This window comes from Phaeobacter sp. PT47_59 (assembly GCF_028890025.1).
Taxonomy (GTDB): domain Bacteria; phylum Pseudomonadota; class Alphaproteobacteria; order Rhodobacterales; family Rhodobacteraceae; genus Phycobacter.
Window position 1 is genome coordinate 312,922 of the sequence record NZ_JARCJL010000001.1, and the last position, 19,041, is coordinate 331,962.

General features: G+C 61.9%; 19 protein-coding genes and 1 pseudogene. 9 read left to right on the forward strand and 11 right to left on the reverse strand.

The window, feature by feature from the left end:
* Positions 1 to 21: 21 nt before the first annotated feature.
* The 5 genes from preA to PXK01_RS01385 form a co-directional block, all read right to left on the reverse strand.
* Positions 22 to 1,326, reverse strand: a complete 1,305-nt coding sequence (gene preA, locus PXK01_RS01365) for an NAD-dependent dihydropyrimidine dehydrogenase subunit PreA (RefSeq protein ID WP_274847933.1) — start codon at positions 1,324 to 1,326, stop codon at positions 22 to 24.
* A gap of 57 nt (positions 1,327 to 1,383) precedes the next feature.
* Positions 1,384 to 2,718 carry an NAD(P)-dependent oxidoreductase gene (locus tag PXK01_RS01370; RefSeq protein ID WP_274847932.1) on the reverse strand — a complete coding sequence of 445 codons (1,335 nt, stop codon included), beginning with the start codon at positions 2,716 to 2,718 and terminating at the stop codon, positions 1,384 to 1,386.
* Between the two features lie 152 nt (positions 2,719 to 2,870).
* Entirely contained in the window at positions 2,871 to 3,515 is a 645-nt protein-coding gene (locus PXK01_RS01375; protein ID WP_274858563.1) for a cupin domain-containing protein, read from the reverse strand.
* A 107-nt stretch (positions 3,516 to 3,622) separates the two neighbouring features.
* Positions 3,623 to 4,021 carry a RidA family protein gene (locus PXK01_RS01380; protein ID WP_274847930.1) on the reverse strand — a complete coding sequence of 133 codons (399 nt, stop codon included), beginning with the start codon at positions 4,019 to 4,021 and terminating at the stop codon, positions 3,623 to 3,625.
* 212 nt (positions 4,022 to 4,233) lie between these two features.
* Positions 4,234 to 4,497: a DUF2312 domain-containing protein gene (locus PXK01_RS01385; protein WP_192966339.1), complete on the reverse strand. Its 264-nt coding sequence runs from the start codon at positions 4,495 to 4,497 to the stop codon at positions 4,234 to 4,236.
* A gap of 192 nt (positions 4,498 to 4,689) precedes the next feature.
* Between PXK01_RS01385 and PXK01_RS01390 the strand changes: the two genes are divergently transcribed.
* Entirely contained in the window at positions 4,690 to 4,908 is a 219-nt protein-coding gene (locus tag PXK01_RS01390; RefSeq protein ID WP_274847929.1) for a hypothetical protein, read from the forward strand.
* Positions 4,909 to 4,987: 79 nt separating this feature from the next.
* Here PXK01_RS01390 and PXK01_RS01395 read toward each other — a convergent pair whose 3' ends face one another.
* Entirely contained in the window at positions 4,988 to 5,203 is a 216-nt protein-coding gene (locus tag PXK01_RS01395) for a hypothetical protein (RefSeq protein ID WP_274858564.1), read from the reverse strand.
* A 296-nt stretch (positions 5,204 to 5,499) separates the two neighbouring features.
* On the opposite strand from PXK01_RS01395, the gene PXK01_RS01400 reads away from it, so the two are divergent.
* The 4 genes from PXK01_RS01400 (at position 5,500) to PXK01_RS01415 (ending at position 7,761) form a co-directional block, all read left to right on the forward strand.
* Entirely contained in the window at positions 5,500 to 6,363 is an 864-nt protein-coding gene (locus PXK01_RS01400; protein WP_274847927.1) for an MBL fold metallo-hydrolase, read from the forward strand.
* A gap of 106 nt (positions 6,364 to 6,469) precedes the next feature.
* On the forward strand, positions 6,470 to 6,898 hold the full coding sequence (locus tag PXK01_RS01405) for a YeeE/YedE family protein (RefSeq protein ID WP_274847926.1): 429 nt from the start codon (positions 6,470 to 6,472) through the stop codon (positions 6,896 to 6,898).
* Positions 6,898 to 7,326 carry a DUF6691 family protein gene (locus tag PXK01_RS01410; RefSeq protein WP_274858565.1) on the forward strand — a complete coding sequence of 143 codons (429 nt, stop codon included), beginning with the start codon at positions 6,898 to 6,900 and terminating at the stop codon, positions 7,324 to 7,326. Before PXK01_RS01405 ends, PXK01_RS01410 begins: the two co-directional genes overlap by 1 nt.
* Before the next feature lie 9 nt (positions 7,327 to 7,335).
* Entirely contained in the window at positions 7,336 to 7,761 is a 426-nt protein-coding gene (locus PXK01_RS01415; RefSeq protein ID WP_274847924.1) for a TIGR01244 family sulfur transferase, read from the forward strand.
* A gap of 140 nt (positions 7,762 to 7,901) precedes the next feature.
* On the opposite strand, the gene PXK01_RS01420 is transcribed toward PXK01_RS01415, so the two are convergent.
* From PXK01_RS01420 to PXK01_RS01440, 5 genes and pseudogenes are all read right to left on the reverse strand, one after another.
* On the reverse strand, positions 7,902 to 9,278 hold the full coding sequence (locus PXK01_RS01420; RefSeq protein WP_274847923.1) for a FliM/FliN family flagellar motor C-terminal domain-containing protein: 1,377 nt from the start codon (positions 9,276 to 9,278) through the stop codon (positions 7,902 to 7,904).
* A gap of 82 nt (positions 9,279 to 9,360) precedes the next feature.
* A pseudogene (locus PXK01_RS01425) lies at positions 9,361 to 12,048 on the reverse strand (ATP-binding protein).
* A complete protein-coding gene (locus tag PXK01_RS01430) occupies positions 12,048 to 12,449 on the reverse strand; it encodes a hypothetical protein (RefSeq protein ID WP_274847921.1) in 402 nt (133 codons plus the stop codon). Before PXK01_RS01430 ends, PXK01_RS01425 begins: the two are co-directional and overlap by 1 nt.
* Positions 12,450 to 12,531: 82 nt before the next feature.
* Positions 12,532 to 12,912, reverse strand: coding sequence for a response regulator transcription factor (locus PXK01_RS01435; RefSeq protein WP_274847920.1), 381 nt, complete (start codon positions 12,910 to 12,912; stop codon positions 12,532 to 12,534).
* 95 nt (positions 12,913 to 13,007) lie between these two features.
* Positions 13,008 to 14,306, reverse strand: coding sequence for a helix-turn-helix transcriptional regulator (locus PXK01_RS01440; protein WP_274847919.1), 1,299 nt, complete (start codon positions 14,304 to 14,306; stop codon positions 13,008 to 13,010).
* 232 nt (positions 14,307 to 14,538) lie between these two features.
* Between PXK01_RS01440 and PXK01_RS01445 the strand changes: the two genes are divergently transcribed.
* From PXK01_RS01445 to PXK01_RS01460, 4 genes are all read left to right on the forward strand, one after another.
* Complete coding sequence (locus PXK01_RS01445) at positions 14,539 to 15,885, forward strand: substrate-binding protein (RefSeq protein WP_274847918.1); 1,347 nt, start codon at positions 14,539 to 14,541, stop codon at positions 15,883 to 15,885.
* A 145-nt stretch (positions 15,886 to 16,030) separates the two neighbouring features.
* Complete coding sequence (locus tag PXK01_RS01450) at positions 16,031 to 17,062, forward strand: branched-chain amino acid ABC transporter permease (RefSeq protein WP_274847917.1); 1,032 nt, start codon at positions 16,031 to 16,033, stop codon at positions 17,060 to 17,062.
* A 4-nt stretch (positions 17,063 to 17,066) separates the two neighbouring features.
* Entirely contained in the window at positions 17,067 to 18,269 is a 1,203-nt protein-coding gene (locus PXK01_RS01455; RefSeq protein ID WP_274858566.1) for a branched-chain amino acid ABC transporter permease, read from the forward strand.
* Between the two features lie 12 nt (positions 18,270 to 18,281).
* Positions 18,282 to 19,037, forward strand: coding sequence for an ABC transporter ATP-binding protein (locus PXK01_RS01460; RefSeq protein WP_274847915.1), 756 nt, complete (start codon positions 18,282 to 18,284; stop codon positions 19,035 to 19,037).
* The last annotated feature ends 4 nt before the right edge of the window (positions 19,038 to 19,041 follow it).

The following is a 19,041-nucleotide window of genomic DNA, read 5'->3' on the forward strand; positions in this document are numbered from 1 at the left end:
CAACATCTTGCAGAGCGAAGCTTATTCAGCCGCGGTTGCCGATGGATTGTTAGGATGGGTCGTCCAATTGGCATATTCGCCGGTCACCACCTTGCCGGTGCGCAGATCCACCTCGCCCACGGGGACCTCTTCCATGGTGATACAGCCTTCGACCGGACAGACATTGACGCAAAGGTTACAGGCCACGCATTCCTCATCCTTCACGGTAAAGGTGCGGTCCTCGCTCATGGCGATGGCCTGGTGCGAGGTATCCTCGCAAGCCGCATAGCAACGGCCGCATTTGATGCAATCGTCCTGGCTGATCTTGGCCTTGGTGACAAAGTTCAGATCCAGATACTGCCAATCGGTCACATTGGGAACCGCCATGCCGATGAAGTCCTGGGTCGAGGTGTAGCCCTTCTCATCCATCCAGTTGGACAGGCCAGAGATCATCTCTTTGACCACATTGAAACCATAGGTCATGGCCGCGGTGCAGACCTGCACGTTGCCAGCCCCCAGCGCCATGAATTCTGCGGCGTCCTTCCAGGTGGTGACGCCGCCGATGGCGGAAATCGGCAGGCCATGGGTCTGCGGATCACGGGCGATCTCGGCCACCATGTTCATGGCAATCGGCTTCACCGCCGGGCCGCAATAGCCGCCATGGGTGCCCTTGCCGCCGATGGTCGGCTCGGGCGCCATGCTGTCAAGATCGACCGACACGATCGAGTTGATGGTGTTGATCAGACTGACCGCATCGCCGCCGCCCGCCTTGGCCGCACGGGCCGGGAAGCGCACATCGGTGATGTTCGGCGTCAGCTTCACGATCACCGGCTTGGAGTAGTATTTCTTGCACCACTCGGTGACCATCTGGATGTATTCCGGCACCTGCCCCACGGCAGAGCCCATGCCCCGTTCGGCCATGCCATGCGGGCAACCGAAGTTCAGCTCGATCCCGTCGGCGCCGGTGGCTTCGACCTTGGGCAGGATCGCCTTCCAGGCCTCTTCCTCGCAAGGCACCATGATCGACACGATCACCGCGCGGTCGGGATAGTCCTTCTTGACGCGGGTAATTTCCTCGAGGTTGGTCTCAAGGCTGCGGTCGGTGATCAGCTCGATGTTGTTCAAGCCCAAGAGACGCCGGTCCGCGCCCCAGATCGCGCCGTAACGCGGCCCGTTGACATTGACCACCGGCGGCCCTTCGGAGCCCAAGGTCTTCCAGACCACGCCGCCCCAGCCGGCCTCGAAGGCGCGGCGCACGTTGTATTCCTTGTCGGTCGGCGGGGCCGAGGCCAGCCAGAACGGGTTCGGAGATTTGATCCCCAGAAATTCAGTTGTCAGATCAGCCATTTATCTGTTCCTTTTCATGCTCGCCTGCCGTCCCCGTTTCAGGGACAGCTGGCTGGCTTAGCCCATCAGGCTGGAATGAATGTCCATTGCGGCATCGCGGCCTTCGGCCACGGCGGTCACGGTCAGGTCCTCGCCGCCCGAGGCACAGTCGCCCCCGGCCCAGACACCGGCGACCGAAGTCTGCCCGGTCTCGGAGACCTTGATCTTGCCACCCTCGATCTCAAGCCCCTCGGGCTGGCCTTCCAGGGTCTGGCCGATGGCCTTGAAGACCTGATCGGCCACCAGACGCACCGTCTCGCCGGTGCCGCTCACGCGGCCGCCCTTCACCTCGGTGTATTCCAGCTCGATCTCGGCTGCGGCACCGTTGCCATGGATCGCCTTGGGCATCACGTTGAACATCAGCTTGACGCCTTTCGAGGCGGCCAGATCCTGTTCGAACCGGCTGGCGCCCATGGCCTCGCGGCCGCGACGGTAGGCGATGGTGACGTTTTCGGCACCAAGCAGCTTGGACTGCACCGCGGCGTCCACCGCTGTCATGCCGCCACCAATCACGACCACGTTGCGCCCAACGGGCAGCGCGCTCAGATCCTCGGCCTGGCGCAGCTCGGCGATGAAGTCCACCGCATCGCGCACGCCGTCCTTGTCTTCGCCTGCACTGCGCAACGCGTTTACGCCGCCCAGACCGATCGACAGGAAGACCGCGTCAAAGTCACCCTTCAGCGCATCAAGCGACAGATCCTGCCCCAGCTTCTTGCCGTACTCCATTGAAATGCCGCCGATTTGCAGCAACCACTCGACCTCGCGCGCGGCAAAATCATTGGTGGATTTATAGGCGGCGATCCCGAACTCGTTGAGCCCGCCGGCCTTGTCCTTGCCATCATAGACCACCACGTCGTGGCCCAGCATCGCCAGCCGGTGCGCTGCCGCCAGGCCCGCAGGCCCCGCACCGACAACCGCAACACGCTTGCCCGTCGCTTCGGCGCGGGTGAAGGGGTGCACCCCCCGGGCCATCAGCGTATCGGTGGCATAGCGCTGCAAACGTCCAATCTCGACCGGCTTGCCTTCCGCGGTTTCGCGCACGCAGACCTCTTCACACAGCGTCTCGGTCGGGCAGACGCGGGCGCACATGCCGCCCAGGATGTTCTGCTCCAGGATCGTCTTAGCGGCCGACACCGGATGACCCGCCTGAATCTCGCGGATGAACTGCGGGATGTCGATCGAGGTCGGACAGGCCGTCATGCACGGCGCGTCATAGCAGAAATAGCAGCGATCAGCGGCCACGGCGGCCTCGTGCTGATCGTATGGGGCATGCAGATCTCCGAAATTATCGGCGATCTCTGGGGCGGACAAACGTCCAGCCTGGATACCGGATGCCTGATGGCTCATCGCCATTGGGTGTCTCCCTGTTTGTTCTTTTTCTGCGATTCAGACTGCCACAGATTGATTTTTTATCAACTGGTAAAATTTTTGAAGCAGGCAAAAAAATCGGCCGCCCCGATAGAACGACCGACAAGACTTTGATCTTTAGAGATAAAGAGCCGTGCTTAGATATTCAGCATTTCCGCGAGGTGCCCTGTTTTCATCCAGATGCGCGCCCCATCTGGACCAGCGGTCGCCTCGAATGTGCCCCCTGGCGGCAGGCGCAACCAGTCCCAGCGGGCGAAATCCTCGCCGCTTTCGCGGTAGGCGCCCTCAAGCACGAAGACCTCTGCCCCGCCCGGTGCATCCAGTGAAACCTCCTCACCGGGCCCCCAGGTCAGCAGCCGCACCTCCTCCCGCGCGTCCCTGAACAGGTGCAGTGGCTCTTCCCCTGCCTTGGTCGTATCGATCTGCACCAGCTGACGATCTTCGGGATCAAACTGGTGCAGCTTCACCAGGATCGTGGCGCCATCCCTGGCCGCCGGGGTGTGACGAGAGGTAGGCGGGTTGCGGACGTAGGATCCAACGGGGAAATCACCATCCTCGTCCTGAAACACACCGTCGAGAACGAAATACTCTTCACCGCCGTCATGGGTATGCGCCGTGAAGGAAGAGCCCGGCGCAAAGCGCACGATGGTTGTCGCCCGCGCGACCTCCGCACCGATACGATCCAGCATCTTGCGCTCGACCCCGGCGGCGGGGCTTGGCACCCAGGGAGTGTCGTCGAAATGTACGGCGACGCGTTTGGTGAAATCGGCATTGATCCGCATGAGACCCTCCATCTGATTGCAACACAGGTGGGGCATCCCTCGCGGTTTTCAAATGGCCTTCACGCATTTCTGAGGAGCCGCACGCGCGGCAGGCCTCTTGGCGAGGGTCAGGAGGGCAGAACGGCGGTGGCCTCGATTTCGACCTTGGCCTCGTCCTCGACCAGGGCCGAGACCACAACCATGGTCATCGCCGGGAAGTGATAGCCCATGACATCGCGGTAGGCTTTGCCCACCTCCGCCTGATGGGCCACGTATTCCGCCTTGTCGGTCACATACCAGGTGAGCCGGGTGATGTCGCTGGCCTGCCCGCCTGCCGTTGTCACCACGTCCAGAATGTTGCGCAGCGCCTGACTCATCTGGCCGATGAAATCCTGCGTCTCGAACACCTGGTCCGCGTTCCAGCCGATCTGGCCACCGACAAACAGCAGCTTGCCTTCGGCCACCATGCCATTGGCATAGCCCTTGGCCGGTTTCCAGCCTTCGGGATGCACGTTGATTGCGGGCATGGGATGTCTCCTCACTCGGTTCTGGTCAACAGTTGCATGCCAATATCCGACAGAGCGTCAAATACTTCAAGCTTAAAATTTCATACCTGAAACGTATCACGCCCTCAGCATCCCAATGACCGGCACGGGCCCGGAAAGACAAACGCCGCGCCCCGAAGCGGGAAACGCGGCGATGCTTTTGGTGCAGATCATTCGTGCTGGCGCAGCGGCGCTTACATACCAAGCGCTTCTTTGTACATGTCCAGCACCGCCTCTTCCTCGGCAATGTCGTCCTTGTCACGCTTGCGCAGGGCGATGACCTTGCGCATGACCTTGGTGTCATAGCCGCGCGCCTTGGCCTCGGCCATCACCTCTTTCTGCTGATCGGCGATGTCCTTCTTTTCGGCGTCCAGGCGTTCGAAACGCTCGATGAACTGGCGCAGCTCTCCAGCGGTTACGCGGTAGTTTTCGCTTTTTTCGTCTTCGGTCAGATCCATATCCGGCTCCGTCAGCAAGGCATGTCAGTGCAGTCGAAGAGAGGGGATAGCGCCCCGGCGGGATCATCGCAAGGTTGGAATGCTGCCCCGCCCGCCTACCGCGTTGATTTGCACCCGCTGGCCGCCCTCGCGGCCTTGCATCATCTACGCCAATCCTTTAGGCGCAGCGGCAGTCAACTGCGGGAGACCGGCATGTTTGAAATCCTCGTCTGGGTCGGTGCGGCCCTGTCCGTCGCCGGTCTACTGGGCCTGATCTGGTGCATTCTGCGCGTCGCCAAGGCACGCCGTCAGAAACTGGACGACGAGGCGCTGCGCGCCGTCGTGCAATCGGTGCTGCCCTACAATCTGGGCGCCCTGTTCCTGTCGGTGATCGGGTTGATGCTGGTGATGCTCGGCATCTTCCTGTCCTGACACACCGCGACCAGCCCCGCCCCTTTGGCGACGGTGCCCAAATTCTCAGGCAAGCTTAAATCTCAGGCAGGCCTAATGATCAGACGGGCATATTGTCGAACTGTCGCTCGGTGGCGTCTTCTTCCAGCGCGTGTTCGACACTGCGCAGATGCGCTGAAATCCTGGCACCGCTTTGGCGCAGTTGCGCCAGAATGCTGAGAAACTCCCGTTCCAGCTTGTCGCGGGTCGGCCCGGATACCGCGCGCAACTCCTTTTCGATCCGCTCAGCATTTTGCAGCAGATTAGCAGTCTTCATTGCAAGTCCTCCCCTTTGCCCTGCCACTGTGGCAGGGAATTGAAACAGAAATAAAGCAGAAGCCCCGAAATTCGCACCTTGATACCGCGGTTGAGCGTCAATGCGCCGATATTTTCCGCAAAAGTCGGCCCATCCGCCCGCAGCGCAGACCGATTTGCCAGCGTTGTCGCGCTTTAGCCTGCTATGCTCACCCTATGGCGCCGGAAAACAGGAATGTTTGCGGAAAATGCGCGGCGAGACTTGAAACACATTCCAATTTCAACATATGAATAGGAAACGCAAGGGAGTGTCCCACCATGAATCCAATCGTCAAAGCCTTCTTCGACGAAGCCACCAATACCGTCTCCTACGTCGTCCGCGACCCCAACGGCAGCGCCTGTGCGATTGTCGATTCGGTGCTGGACTTCGATCACGCAGCAGGTCGTACCGACACCCAATCGGCGGATGAAATCATCGCCTGGATCAAGGAAGAAGGTCTGAAGACCGAGTGGATCCTTGAAAGCCATGTGCATGCCGACCACCTGTCCGCCGCGCCCTATCTGCAGGAACGCCTGGGCGGCAAGATCGGCATCGGTGAGAATATCACCATCGTTCAGGACACCTTCGGCAAGGTCTTCAACGAAGGGACCGAGTTCCAGCGCGATGGCAGCCAGTTCGACCAACTGTTCAAGGAAGGCGATACCTTCATGATCGGCCAGCTGCGCGGCGAAGTGCTGCACACGCCCGGCCATACGCCTGCCTGCCTCACCTATGTGGTCGGCAATGCCGCCTTCGTGGGCGACACGCTGTTCATGCCCGATTTCGGCACCGCACGCTGCGATTTCCCAGGCGGCTCGTCCACGACGCTCTACCAGTCGATCCAGAAGATCCTGGCCCTGCCCGATGACACCCGCATCTTTGTCGGCCACGACTACAAGGCGCCGGGCCGCGACGAATATGCTTGGGAAACCACGGTCGGAGAGCAGAAGGCGCTCAATATCCATATCGGCGCAGGCAAGAGCATCGAGGACTTCACCTCCATGCGCGACGCCCGTGATGCCACGCTCGGCATGCCTCGGCTGATCCTGCCCTCGCTGCAGGTCAACATGCGCGCAGGCCAGATGCCGGAACCGGATGAACAGGGCGATGTCTTCCTGAAGATCCCCGTCAACAAGATCTAACACAGCACAGCGCAGCGCCCCGCGAAGGGCGCTGCGCCACCAAGACAGGTCAGGCGCTGCCAGCACGTCAAGAGATGCAGCGTCGCACATCAAGGAAACGCGAAGAATGGAAACAGACTGGATCTGGGGCCTCGTCGGGGGCGGAATCATCGGCCTTGGCGGCGCCGTTTATTTGCTCGGCAATGGCCGCGTCATGGGCGCCAGCGGCATTTTCGGAGGCCTCATCGACGGCAGCGGCTGGAACAGCCTGTGGGAGCGCCTTGCCTTCCTGGTTGGCGTGATCGTCACGCCGCTGATCCTCTGGCCGCTCTACAATGTCGAGATCGACACCCATATGACCACCGATGTCTGGGTCATCATCGCCGCCGGTCTGCTGGTGGGTGTGGGCACCCGGATCGCCAATGGCTGCACCTCGGGCCACGGCGTCTGCGGCATCTCCCGCTTTTCGCTGCGCGGTATCGTTGCAACCGTGTTCTACATCCTGGCCGGTGGTCTGACCCTTGCCATCTTCCGTCACGTTCTGGGGCTGATCTGATGCGTCTTATTCTCTCTCTGATCGCGGGCAGCCTGTTTGGCGGCGGCCTGTTCATCTCCGGCATGACCGACACCACCAAGGTGCAGGGCTGGCTTGATGTCTTCGGCAATTGGGATCCGACCCTGGCCTTTGTCATGGGCGGCGCGGTCATCCCGATGTTCTTTGCCTGGCGCCTGACCCGAGGTCGCCAGCCGCTGGTTGGCGGTGACTTTCCCACCGCGCGCCCGGAGTTGGATCACCGCCTGGTCACCGGATCGGTGATGTTCGGCATGGGTTGGGGCCTGGCAGGGCTTTGCCCGGGACCGGCGCTTGCCTCGCTGACCTATAATGGCTGGGCAGGCCTTCTGTTCCTGGCTGCCATGTCCGCGGGCATGTTGATCTCGGCGCCCGTTGGTAGACAGCTAGACCGACTGGCCGCAAAAGCGTAAAGGATGGCCATGCAAGCTCGTGAAATCACCCCCCGCTACGCCGTCTCGCCGCAGATTTCGGTCGAGGACATCCCCGCAATCGCAGAGGCCGGCTTCAAGCTGGTGATCTGCAACCGCCCCGACGGCGAGGTGCCGCCCAGCCATCAGGCCGCCACCATTCGCGCCGCCGCCGAAGCGGCCGGTCTGGCCTTCGAAGAACTGCCGCTGACCCATCAGACCATGACACCCGAGAATGTCGCCCGGCAAAAGGCGCTGTTTGAAGGCGCCGAAGGTCAGGTGCTTGCCTATTGCGCCTCTGGCACCCGCAGTTCGGTGGTCTGGGCCCTGGGGCATGCCGCGGACCTGGGCGCCGACGAGGTGCTCGCCAAGACGGCAGCGGCAGGCTACGCGCTGGACGGGTTGCGCCCGGCATTGGAGGCTCTGGCCAGCCAGTAACCTCCTGGCACCGGGTTCGAGGGAAACTGAGAACCCACCTGCCCCACATCAAAAACCTCGGGGCCAGCCCCGAGGTTTTCTGATTCTATTGGTGAGCATTGGCCGCCCATCGCGGCCAGGACCCTGCGGCCCGGAAACGGTCAGCCCGACCCCAGACCAGCAAGTTTGGAGATTTCCGCAGCAGCATCATCCGGGTCAAATCCGTCCAGGTTCGCCTCTGGCAGTGCAGGCAGGTCGCCCAGACCCGCGCTCAGATCAGCACCGAGGTCGCCCCCGAGATCTGCACCGAGCCCCCCGCCCAGGTCGCCACCCAGGTCGCCGCCCAATCCGGCCCCCAGATCACCACCCAAGTCCGCCCCCAGGCCACCACCGAAATCACCGCCCAGATCGCCGCCCAGGTCACCCCCGAGGTCACCACCAAGCCCGGCACCAAGTTCGCCGCCCATATCCCCAAGACCGCCGGTGCCAAATTCGCTACCAAGACCACCGCCAAGGCTGTTGTCGAGCGGATCCTGCAAATCTTCGGCGGCGATGCCCAGATCAATGGTCGGCATCTCATCCGGGGATGGCAAGGCATCGGCACCGACGCCGTCGGAGAAGCCCATTTCGCCCGCATCCGCGTCGCCGACCAGCCGGGTGCGGGGTTGATTGAGACGCACGGCACGCGCACCGTTCAATTGCCCAAGGCGTCCCTGGGCAATGGATTGACCACTGACCGCCTGCAAATCCGTTTCATAGAGGAAGGCTTGATCGAGCGGCAGCACGTCGCCAATCTTCAATCCCGAGAACTCATTCAAAGGCACGCGCATCTTGCACAGCACGGCCGAGAGTTCGGCGCGCATCGACCCCAGGTTGCTTCCCAAAGACGGCCCGGAGGAGCCAGACATCCCCAGTTCTTCCAGGGTCGGTTCCGGCAGGATCAGGTTCAATTCACCCTGCATCGCACCGATGGCCAGATCGACGGTCAGCGACAGCACGCGATAGTCATCCGCCTCCAGCCCCAGGGCAAGACTGCGCACGTCTTCGATCTGCGCACCGAATCGATAGCCGGCGAATGTGGACTGGTCCTTTTGCCCGTCCAGCATCGCCACGACTTTCTTCAGCGCGGTTTCAAGAAACTCTGCCGTCATCGCGGCATCGGTTGGGGTGTAATGGCGCTCGGTGGGAGTCTTGCCCATCACCTGGCCGATCGTCTGCTTCTGGATCAGCGCGGTGACCAGCGCGGCATCCATGGTGGCGGCCCCGATACGGCCACCCGGACCATCCAGGATCACCAGAAGATGCTTGTCAGACAGGTGTTCGTGCAGTTCTTCCGGAGATCGGTTGGCCTGCCGTGCCGCCAGGACTGCCAAGGGCAAATCGCACAGCTCCGCAGCCGCGCGCGCAAGGGACCGGCGCAGGGCCTTCAGAGTCAGCGACCCGTTGAGCGCACCTGACCCCTCCTTGTTTGCTGCCAGCTTTCGCGCAAGGCCCCCTGCCTTGCCGCTTGCTGAATCCTGTGTTGTCGTATCAGACATACGTGGTGAACCTGAAACCTTGCCGCCTCTTGCACCCGTTGTAGCCCGCAGAGGGTTACCAATACCTTTATCTATCGACTACTTATGAGACTTTGGTGGCATTATCGCCCAATGCAGGCAGCGTGACCCGAAAGGCGCCGCCCGAAACCCCGGCGAGATAGGAAATATCACCGTCCAGACGCTGGATGATCTCGCGGCAAATCGCCAATCCCAGCCCGGCCCCGCCGGCCCGCTCCGGGCTAACCCTCGAAAACTTCTCGAATATCATCTGCTGGTATTGCGGTGCGATACCGCTGCCATTGTCGATGAAATCCACCATCAGCTGACCAGTGCCAAGCGTCACATCGATGCGCAGCTCCGGCTCTGCCGCATCGCAGTATTTCTGCGCATTGGCGATCAGGTTGATGAACACCTGCGCCAGCCGGTCCATGTCGGATGAAATCTGCACCTCCTCGATCTCGCAGTCGCGCAGAACCCGGATCGGTCGATCAAAGCCCGCCAAGGCGGTAGAGACCGCGTGATCCAGCACCTCCTTCAGCGTTGTCCGGGTCACGTTGAGACTGACCTGACCGCTTTCCAGCACACTGAGATCCAGCAGATCGTTCAACAGGCGGGTCAGGCGCAGGGCCTCATCATGGATGATGCTCGCGTAGCGCGCCTTGCCTGCATGATCCAGCATCTCGTCATCACGCAGGATCTCCGAGAAGGCCCGGATCGAGGTCATCGGCGTGCGCAGCTCGTGGCTGACCTGGCTCAGGAAGGCATCCTTCTGCTCTGAAATCTGAGTAAGTTTTTCGTTTGTTTCTCGCAGCTTCCGAGCAGTTCGTGAGAGTTCGGCCGATTGCATTTCCAACCGGCTCGAATACTCCAGCATCTGCGCCGTCTCATCGGCCACCGCCAGCAGATCCTCGACCGAAACCGAAGAGCCGCCAACGATCTGCCCGATCATCGCATGGGCGGCCGCCGCCCCGATCGAGGCGCTCAGCTCCCGCTCCAGCCGTTCCAGAAAGGCAGGCGTCGGCTCCGGCAGGCTGCCGCGCCCACCCTACCTGGCCAATTCGCGCTGGAAAAAGGCCTGCGCCTCACTCGCGCCCAGGATCCGCTGCGACATCACCATCAGGTCCTCGCTTTGCGCCACGGATCCGGTCCAGCCGCGCGGCCCGGATGAATGGTCAAAGACATTGACGAACTGCGCCCCCTGCAGGCGCTCTATCGGGCTTGGGAAGCTGGCGAGGGACACCGCGCAGAACACCAGCGCATTCAGGCTCATCGACCAGAGAACCGCATGCACGGTGGGATCGAGCGCCTCAATCCCGAACAGCGCGTGCGGGCGCAGCCAGGACAGCCCGAACAGACCGTTTGCCAGAACGCTTTCGGGAAGCACCCCGCCCCCCAGCGTCGGTAGAAGCATCGTATAGCCCCAGATCGCAAAGCCAACGCTCAACCCGGCCAGGGCGCCGCTGCGGGTGGCGCCGCGCCAGAACAGCCCGCCCACCAAGGCCGGCAAGATCTGGGCCACCCCGGCAAAGGAAATCAACCCGATGGCCGCCAGCGCCGCACCACCGCCCGAGAGCTTGTAGTAGAAATACCCCAGCAGCATGATCACCGCGATGGTGATCCGGCGGGCAAACAACACCACGTTGCGCACATCGCCGGATACCGAGGCCCCCGGCCCCTGCATCCGCAACCAGATCGGCATCACGATATGGTTCGATACCATGGTCGACAGGGCCATGGCCGCCACAATCGCCATCGAGGTCGCCGAGGAGAACCCGCCCAGGAATGACAGCATCGCCAGCCCCTGCTGGCCCTGATGCAGCGGCAGGGTCAGAACGAAAAGATCCGGATTGGCGCCGGTCGGCAGCAGCTCTAGCCCGATGGCCGCGATGGGCACCACAAACAGCGACATCAGCAAGAGATACAAGGGAAAGGCCCAGGCGGCGACGCGCAGATGGCGTTCGTCCTCGTTTTCCACCACCATGACCTGGAACATCCGCGGCAGGCAGACAAAGGCCGCAGCGGACAGAAAGGTGATCGTTGCCCAACGCCCGCCGTCCACCTGCCACTGGCCGATGCGCGAGGCATCGATGCGCGTGAAGGTCTCCGTCACGCCCCCGGCAATGCCCCAGACCACAAAGATCCCCACCGCCAGAAGAGCCACCAGTTTCACCACCGCCTCCAGCGCGATGGCCGTCACCACGCCATGGTGGCGCTCGTTTGCGTTGAGGTTGCGTGTCCCGAACAGGATCGCGAAGACCGCAAGCCCCACCGCCACCCAAAGAACGGTGGTGGTCTCATTGAAACTGCGCAGGGGGTCAGCTTCGGCGAAGATCGAAAACGACAGTGTAATCGATTGCAACTGAAGGGAAATATAGGGCGTCACCCCGATCACCGCGAGCAAGGTCACGCCGATGGCCAACATGTTGGACTTGCCATAACGCGCCGACAGAAGGTCGGCGATCGAGGTCACCCGCTGGCTGCGCCCGACCCGTACCAGCTTGCGCAGCCCCCACCACCAGCCAATCATCACCAGGGTCGGCCCCAAATAGATGGTGATGAATTCCAGGCCGGCGCGGGCCGCATAGCCGACGGCACCGTAGAAAGTCCAGGCGGTGCAATAGATCGACAAGGACAGGGTGTAGGTCAGCGGCGAGCGCATCCAGGACGCGCTGATCCCCCGGCTGGCCATCCGGTCGGCCAGGAAGGCGACAAGGAACAGAAGCGCCACATAGGCCAGGCAGACCAGCGCAAGAACGTTCAGCGACGCCATCAGTCGCGGCGCATCCCGGGCGCCGGGTCGGAGGCCTCTGGCAGATGTGCATGGTCCTCTGCCAGCGCGGCGGGGTCGGTTTCGCCTTCGGTCGTGCCCCCGGCGGTCCAATGCTCGGCCCAATGGCGCACGGCCTCTCCGAAGGCAAGGCTGATGGCGATCAGCCCGGCCCAAACCAGAAACACATAGGTGATGGCCGACGACATCCGCATCCCCCCCTGGCTACCCGGCGCCGGGTAGGGATCGGGATCCGGCCACATCAATGGCACCGCAAAAAGCACAGCCCCCAAAATCGGTAACAACCTGGCAATATCCATGAGACGGCGTCGGCGATAGGTGCGCCGCTCCACGAAGGGTGCGGTGATCTCATCCTGCCGCCCGGCCCCGTCCCCGCGGATCATGCGGCGCTCCATTCAGCCGGAGCGGGACGTATCGGCAGCGCAGATCCAGTGTAGACCGCCTCCAGTGTCATCCACGGCAGGGTCATCCGCGGCTGGCCTGGGCATGCAGATCCCGCACCGCCGTCAGAACCTCGGCGTTGGAAAAAGGTTTGGTCATGAAGCGGGTGACACCGGCCCGCTCGGCCATCTCCCGGTCCTTCATCTGCCCCCGCGCAGTGAGCATCAGCACCGGCAGGGTCTTCAAACGGTCGATGTCCCGCAGCTCGCGGATGATTTCCAGGCCGCTCTTGCCCGGCAGCATCAGATCCAGAATCACCAGATCCGGCGCCGCCGCCTCGATGACCTGCACGGCGTCGGTGCCATCTGCATGGGCATCCACACTCCAGCCGTCGCGCGTCAGGAGAAACCGGATCGCCTCGGTGATATTGGGCTCATCCTCAATCAGAATCACGTGTCTGCTCATTGGCAGAATGTCCTCCCTGCGCCGCTCCCCCGGCCAATTTGACCCCAGCGCATACGTCAACTTCGCGCCAGACTACCCTCGCAGCCCTCCGGCTGTCAAAACTCTTCCTTCAGGATCGACGGCTCGCGGCGGGCCGAACAGCCGCGCCGCGGGCAGATCCGGCAACTTGCCCCGACCGGTTGCGCCCCCTCCGGCACCTCGCTTTGCGGCAGGATCAGCATCACCGCATGATAGAGGGGATCGCTGTCAAAATCCGGTGTCGTGCGCTCCCAGGCCACGGCCAGGCATTCAAAGGCCAGCGCCGAGCGACCCTGTTGCACCACATTGCGCCGCACCGGCACATGCGGCCGCGACAGCGCCGTGTAGATCGGCCAAAGGGGACAGGAGGCCCCGAACCGCGGCAGCGCAAAGCCAGTCACGGGTTTACGCACCAGGATTGACCCCGAGGCATCGCAAATGACCAGCCCGGCCTCTTGCCCCAAGACATCAAAGGGCAGCAACCCGATGCGGCGCAGCACCGTCGGCAGATCACATCCGAACTGACGGGCCAGCAGCCCGGGCCGCACGCCATGCTCCTGCAAGGCCACCCGCAACGGCTCCAGCGGCAAGAGCCGGGCGTCGCGCTGATACTGCTCCAAGGCACCGCGCGCGATCAGACGTGCCGCATCGCTGACCAGATCCGGCGCCCCGGCGACCAGATCCTCGGGGGTCGCCGCACCGGTTTCCAGTTCCGGAAAATGATAGCCTTCGGTCAGGAAATAGGCTTCAGCCTCCTCATGGGGCACGCCACGACGGTCGGCTCCGGTGTTGCTTTCATCCAGGAAACTGACCAGCGAGCGGCTGCTTTCGGCGAGGCGCAGCGAATCCTCGTTGAGGTTCTTGTGGAACCGGTCGCGCCATTCCGGCTCCAACTCGCCGGTTTCCGCCAGGATGGAGGCGGTAGAGCGGATCGCCGCCGCGGTGGACAGGACCTCGTGCAGCGAGGCCGCCAGATTGGGGTCATGGGTGAGCCGGTCCGACAGGGTCTGCACCGTGCGCTCCAATGTGGCGATCCGCCGGTGACTGGAGGACAGGACCTCGGCCCAGCCCGGGAACCGACCGGCCAGTTCGTCGGCCCGATCCAGTTCGACCACCGGCACGCCACTGTCCACTGCCGCCTCGCGCAGGCTGGCGATCAGGGCCGCTTCCGCCCCTTCGCTCAGCATTGAAGGTTCAACCCCAAGCACCTGTGCGATATCCACCAGAAGCTTGCCGCCGATTCTGCGGCGGTTGTGTTCGATCAGATTGAGATAGGATGCGGAAATCCCTGCCGCGCGGGCCAGTTCCGCCTGACGCATCCCCAGGATGAGTCGGCGCTCGCGAATTCTGCTGCCAGTCAGCGTATCCCGTGTCATTGCAGGCTTTTCCCAAAACAACCGTTTTTCAAAGGCTTTCCGCGACGCGGCATAAAAAAGTTTACAGCACACCACGGAATACTGTTCATTTATTTACACAATAACTCTGATTTACAAGGGATTTATTGCGCGATTTTACAAGCTGCCCTCATACTGATTTTGCACGAAAACCGTGCCAACGCCGCGCGGAAGTGAGGAGCTGCCTGGCGTTAAAAACTTAAGGGAGGATTATATGTCCAAATCTGATGTCTCGCGTCGCGGGGTACTGAAGTCCGGTGCGCTGATGGGTGCCGGCGTGGCACTGCCGACGATCTTCACCGCGCAAAGCGCGCATGCCTACACCAACGAGCCGACCGGCAGCACCGTAACCCTCGGCTTCAACGTGCCGCAGACCGGCCCCTATGCTGACGAAGGCGCCGACGAACTGCGCGCCTACCAGCTGGCGGTTGAGCACCTGAACGGCGGCGGCGACGGCGGCATGATGAACACCTTCAGCTCCAAGGCGCTGAAAGGGAACGGCATCCTCGGCAAGGAAGTCAAATACGTCACCGGCGACACCCAGACCAAATCCGACGCCGCCCGCGCATCGGCCAAGTCGATGATCGAAAAAGACGGCGCCATCATGATCACCGGCGGCTCCAGCTCCGGCGTGGCCGTGGCCGTGCAGGCGCTGTGCCAGGAAGCCGGCGTGATCTTCATGGCGGGTCTGACCCACTCCAACGACACCACCGGCAAGGACAAGCGCGCCAACGGTTTCCGCCACTTCTTCAACTCCTACATGTCCGGCGCAGCACTGGCACCGGTTCTGAAGAACGCCTATGGCGCAGACCGCAAGGCCTATCACCTGACCGCGGACTACAACTGGGGTTACACCACCGAAGAAGCCGTGCGCTCCTCGACCGAGGCCATGGGCTGGGAAACCGTCGCAGCAGTGAAGACTCCGCTGACGCAGACCGACTTCTCGTCCTATATCGCACCGGTTCTGCAGTCCGGCGCCGACGTTCTGGTTCTCAACCACTATGGCGGCAACATGGTGAACTCGCTGACCAACGCGGTTCAGTTCGGCCTGCGCGACAAGATCGTCAACGGCAAGCAGTTCGAGATCGTGGTTCCGCTCTACTCCCGCCTGATGGCAAAGGGTGCGGGCGCCAACGTGAAGGGCATCTTCGGCTCCACCAACTGGCACTGGTCGCTGCAGGATGAAGGCTCCAAGGCCTTCGTGAAATCCTTCGGCACCAAATACGGCTTCCCGCCGAGCCAGGCCGCACACACCACCTATGTGCAGACCCTGCTCTATGCTGACGCCTGTGAACGCGCCGGCTCCTTCGCACCCTGCGCGGTTGCCGAAGCACTGGAAGACTTCGAGTTCGACGGTCTGGGCAACGGCAAGACGCTCTATCGTGGCGCCGACCACCAGTGCTTCAAGGACGTGCTGGTCGTGAAGGGTAAAGAGAACCCGACCTCCGAATTCGACCTTCTGGAGATCGTGGAAGTCACCCCGGCGGCTCAGGTCACCTATGATCCGAACCACCCGCAGTTCGCAGGCGGTGCTCTGGGTACCTGCAACAACGGCGCCTAATCTCCGCGCCTTGAACTGAACGTGTACAAACGGGCGGTGGGCTCTCTTTTCTGACGGCCCCCGCCCTCTTTGACCACTTCCCCCAAAGACGCCCTCTCCCCGGGCATTTTCGCTTTATGCACTCACACTTTCCAAGGGTGGGACAATGGACGCCATAATCCTTCAAATCCTGAACGGGCTCGACAAGGGCTCGGCCTATGCGCTGATTGCGCTGGGGCTAACACTTATCTTCGGCACATTGGGCGTTGTGAACTTCGCCCATGGCGCCCTGTTCATGATCGGTGCCTTCTGTGCAGTGACGCTGAGCCGTATCCTGACACTGAGCCACACGATCATCGACGAAACCCAGAAAGACTTCCTCGGCAATCCGCTGAAAGTGGACGTACCCTACGTGCACGACATCTTCGGAGTATCCACTGGCGATGCCATCATAGACTGGGCGGTGCCGCTTTCGGTGCTGTTTGCGATCCCGATCATGATCCTGGTGGGGGTCATCATGGAACGCGGGCTGATCAAGCACTTCTACAAGCGCCCCCATGCGGACCAGATCCTGGTGACCTTCGGCCTCGCCATCGTGCTGCAGGAAGTGATCAAATACTTCTACGGCGCAAACCCGATCCCGACCCCGGCCCCCGAGGCCTTCAAGGGCTCGCTCGATTTCGGCGCGATGATCGGCTTTGATCCCAATATCATCATCTACCCCTACTGGCGGATCATCTACTTCGCCTTTGCAGCCGTGATCATCGGTGGCGTCTTTGCCTTCCTGCAGTTCACCACCTTCGGGATGGTTGTGCGCGCAGGCATGGCCGACCGCGAGACCGTCGGCCTTCTGGGCATCAACATCGACCGTCGTTTCACCATCATGTTCGGCATTGCTGCCGCCGTGGCGGGGCTTGCCGGTGTCATGTACACGCCGATCAACTCACCCAACTATCACATGGGCATGGACTTCCTCGTGCTCTCCTTCGTGGTGGTGGTTGTCGGCGGCATGGGCTCTTTGCCCGGTGCGGTTCTGGCAGGCTTCCTGTTGGGGGTCCTCGAGAGCTTTGCCTCCATGCGCGAAGTCATCGACATCATCCCGGGCATCAACCAGGTCATCATCTATCTGGTCGCCATCATCATTCTGCTGACCCGTCCGCGTGGCCTGATGGGCCGTAAAGGCGTGATGGAGGACTAAGACAATGCGTAATCTGGAAAAATCCGATCTTACCCTGCTGATCGCAGTGGCGGTGCTGACACTGTTCGCCCCCTTCATCCTGAACCCCTTCCCCGCCGACAGCGCCATGGCGCAGTTCAACGCGGGCTACCCCGACCTGATGCAGCGTTTCGTGATCTTCGGGATCTTCGCCATCGGCTTCAACATCCTGTTCGGCCTCACCGGCTACCTGTCCTTCGGACACGCGGCCTTCCTGGGGGTCGGCTCCTACGCGGCGGTCTGGATGTTCAAACTGCTGAGCATGAACGTCATCCCCGCCATCATCCTGTCGGTGATCGTGGCCGGCCTGTTCTCGCTGCTCATCGGCTTTGTCAGCCTGCGGCGCTCGGGCATCTACTTCTCGATCCTGACGCTGGCCTTTGCGCAGATGATGTTCGCCCTGGCCTATTCGGTGCTGACGCCGATCACCGGCGGTGAAACCGGCCTGCAGCTGGCGCTCGACGATCCTCGGATCCTTGGCCAGAGCCAGACGGCAGAAGGCAACATCCCGGTGCCGGGCCTCTTTGGCCTGGAGATGCGCGACAGCTTTGATCTCGCCATCGGCAGCTGGGTCTTCACCTTCAACATCGGCTACTACTTCTGTGCGCTGGTGCTGATCGCCGCCTTCTACCTCGCCATCCGCATCTTCCGCTCGCCCTTCGGCATGATGCTGCGGGCGGTGAAGTCGAACCAGCAGCGGATGAACTACACCGGTCTGAACACCCGTCCCTACACGCTTGCGGCCTTTGTGATCTCGGGCATGTATGCCGGTCTCGCCGGTGGTCTGATGGCCTCGATGGACCCGCTGGCAGGTGCCGAGCGCATGCAGTGGACCGCTTCGGGTGAGGTTGTTCTGATGACCATCCTTGGCGGTGCCGGCACCCTGATCGGCCCGGTTCTGGGCGCGGGTTTCATCAAGTACTTCGAGAACATCTTCTCCAAGATCAACGCCACCATCCTGCACGAATGGTTCGCCTTCCTGCCCGATGGGCTTGAGGATTTCATCGTCGCCGTCCTTTACCCCTTCATCGGCAAGGGCTGGCACCTGACACTGGGCATCCTGTTCATGATGGTTGTGATCTTCCTGCCCGGCGGTCTGGTCGAAGGTGGTCAGCGCATCGCGGCCTGGGCCAAACAGCGCAAGTCCGGCCAGGGCTCGACCGGCAACAAAACCGAACCTGCGGAATAAGGAGACTGACCAATGGGTATCCTAGAAGTCAAAAACGTAGGTAAGCGGTTCGGCGGCCTTCAGGCGCTGTCGGATGTGAACCTCAGCGTCAAGGAAAACTCCGTTCATGCCATCATCGGCCCGAACGGGGCGGGCAAGTCGACCCTCTTGAACTGCCTCGTCGGCAAGCTGATCCCCGACACCGGATCGGTGATGTTCGACGGCCAGTCCGTGCTGGGGCGCGCGCCTTATGAAATCAACCAGATGGGCATTTCCCGCGTGTTCCAGACACCCGAGATCTTTGGCGATCTCACGGTGATGGAAAACATGCTGATCCCCTGCTTTGCAAAACGGGACGGTGCGTTCGAGTTGAACGCCATCCGCTCGATCTCGGAGCAGAAGGATGTGCTGGAGAAGGCCGAGCAGATGCTGGTTGAGATGAACATGGCGGACAAGCGGCACATGCATGCCGCCGCCATGTCGCGCGGTGACAAGCGGCGTCTTGAGATCGGCATGTGCCTGTCCCAGGAACCGCGTCTTCTGTTGCTGGATGAACCCACCGCCGGCATGGCGCGGGCCGATACCAACAACACCATCGATCTGCTGAAACAGATCTCGGAAGAGCGCGACATCACCATCGCCATCATCGAACACGACATGCACGTGGTGTTCAGCCTTGCCAACCGGATCACAGTTCTGGCCCAGGGCACCCCCCTGGTCGAGGACGACCCGCAGAACATCCGCGGCAATCCCAAGGTACGCGAAGCGTATCTGGGCGAAAGCGCATAAGGAG

What these genes read in the sequence shown, in the direction of transcription:
- preA (WP_274847933.1), bottom strand. Translation starts at nt 1,326, where the DNA reads ATGGCTGATCTGACAACTGAATTTCTGGGGATCAAATCTCCGAACCCG.
- PXK01_RS01370 (WP_274847932.1), bottom strand. Translation starts at nt 2,718, where the DNA reads ATGGCGATGAGCCATCAGGCATCCGGTATCCAGGCTGGACGTTTGTCC.
- PXK01_RS01375 (WP_274858563.1), bottom strand. Translation starts at nt 3,515, where the DNA reads ATGCGGATCAATGCCGATTTCACCAAACGCGTCGCCGTACATTTCGAC.
- PXK01_RS01380 (WP_274847930.1), bottom strand. Translation starts at nt 4,021, where the DNA reads ATGCCCGCAATCAACGTGCATCCCGAAGGCTGGAAACCGGCCAAGGGC.
- PXK01_RS01385 (WP_192966339.1), bottom strand. Translation starts at nt 4,497, where the DNA reads ATGGATCTGACCGAAGACGAAAAAAGCGAAAACTACCGCGTAACCGCT.
- PXK01_RS01390 (WP_274847929.1), top strand. Translation starts at nt 4,690, where the DNA reads ATGTTTGAAATCCTCGTCTGGGTCGGTGCGGCCCTGTCCGTCGCCGGT.
- PXK01_RS01395 (WP_274858564.1), bottom strand. Translation starts at nt 5,203, where the DNA reads ATGAAGACTGCTAATCTGCTGCAAAATGCTGAGCGGATCGAAAAGGAG.
- PXK01_RS01400 (WP_274847927.1), top strand. Translation starts at nt 5,500, where the DNA reads ATGAATCCAATCGTCAAAGCCTTCTTCGACGAAGCCACCAATACCGTC.
- PXK01_RS01405 (WP_274847926.1), top strand. Translation starts at nt 6,470, where the DNA reads ATGGAAACAGACTGGATCTGGGGCCTCGTCGGGGGCGGAATCATCGGC.
- PXK01_RS01410 (WP_274858565.1), top strand. Translation starts at nt 6,898, where the DNA reads ATGCGTCTTATTCTCTCTCTGATCGCGGGCAGCCTGTTTGGCGGCGGC.
- PXK01_RS01415 (WP_274847924.1), top strand. Translation starts at nt 7,336, where the DNA reads ATGCAAGCTCGTGAAATCACCCCCCGCTACGCCGTCTCGCCGCAGATT.
- PXK01_RS01420 (WP_274847923.1), bottom strand. Translation starts at nt 9,278, where the DNA reads ATGTCTGATACGACAACACAGGATTCAGCAAGCGGCAAGGCAGGGGGC.
- PXK01_RS01430 (WP_274847921.1), bottom strand. Translation starts at nt 12,449, where the DNA reads ATGATCCGCGGGGACGGGGCCGGGCGGCAGGATGAGATCACCGCACCC.
- PXK01_RS01435 (WP_274847920.1), bottom strand. Translation starts at nt 12,912, where the DNA reads ATGAGCAGACACGTGATTCTGATTGAGGATGAGCCCAATATCACCGAG.
- PXK01_RS01440 (WP_274847919.1), bottom strand. Translation starts at nt 14,306, where the DNA reads ATGACACGGGATACGCTGACTGGCAGCAGAATTCGCGAGCGCCGACTC.
- PXK01_RS01445 (WP_274847918.1), top strand. Translation starts at nt 14,539, where the DNA reads ATGTCCAAATCTGATGTCTCGCGTCGCGGGGTACTGAAGTCCGGTGCG.
- PXK01_RS01450 (WP_274847917.1), top strand. Translation starts at nt 16,031, where the DNA reads ATGGACGCCATAATCCTTCAAATCCTGAACGGGCTCGACAAGGGCTCG.
- PXK01_RS01455 (WP_274858566.1), top strand. Translation starts at nt 17,067, where the DNA reads ATGCGTAATCTGGAAAAATCCGATCTTACCCTGCTGATCGCAGTGGCG.
- PXK01_RS01460 (WP_274847915.1), top strand. Translation starts at nt 18,282, where the DNA reads ATGGGTATCCTAGAAGTCAAAAACGTAGGTAAGCGGTTCGGCGGCCTT.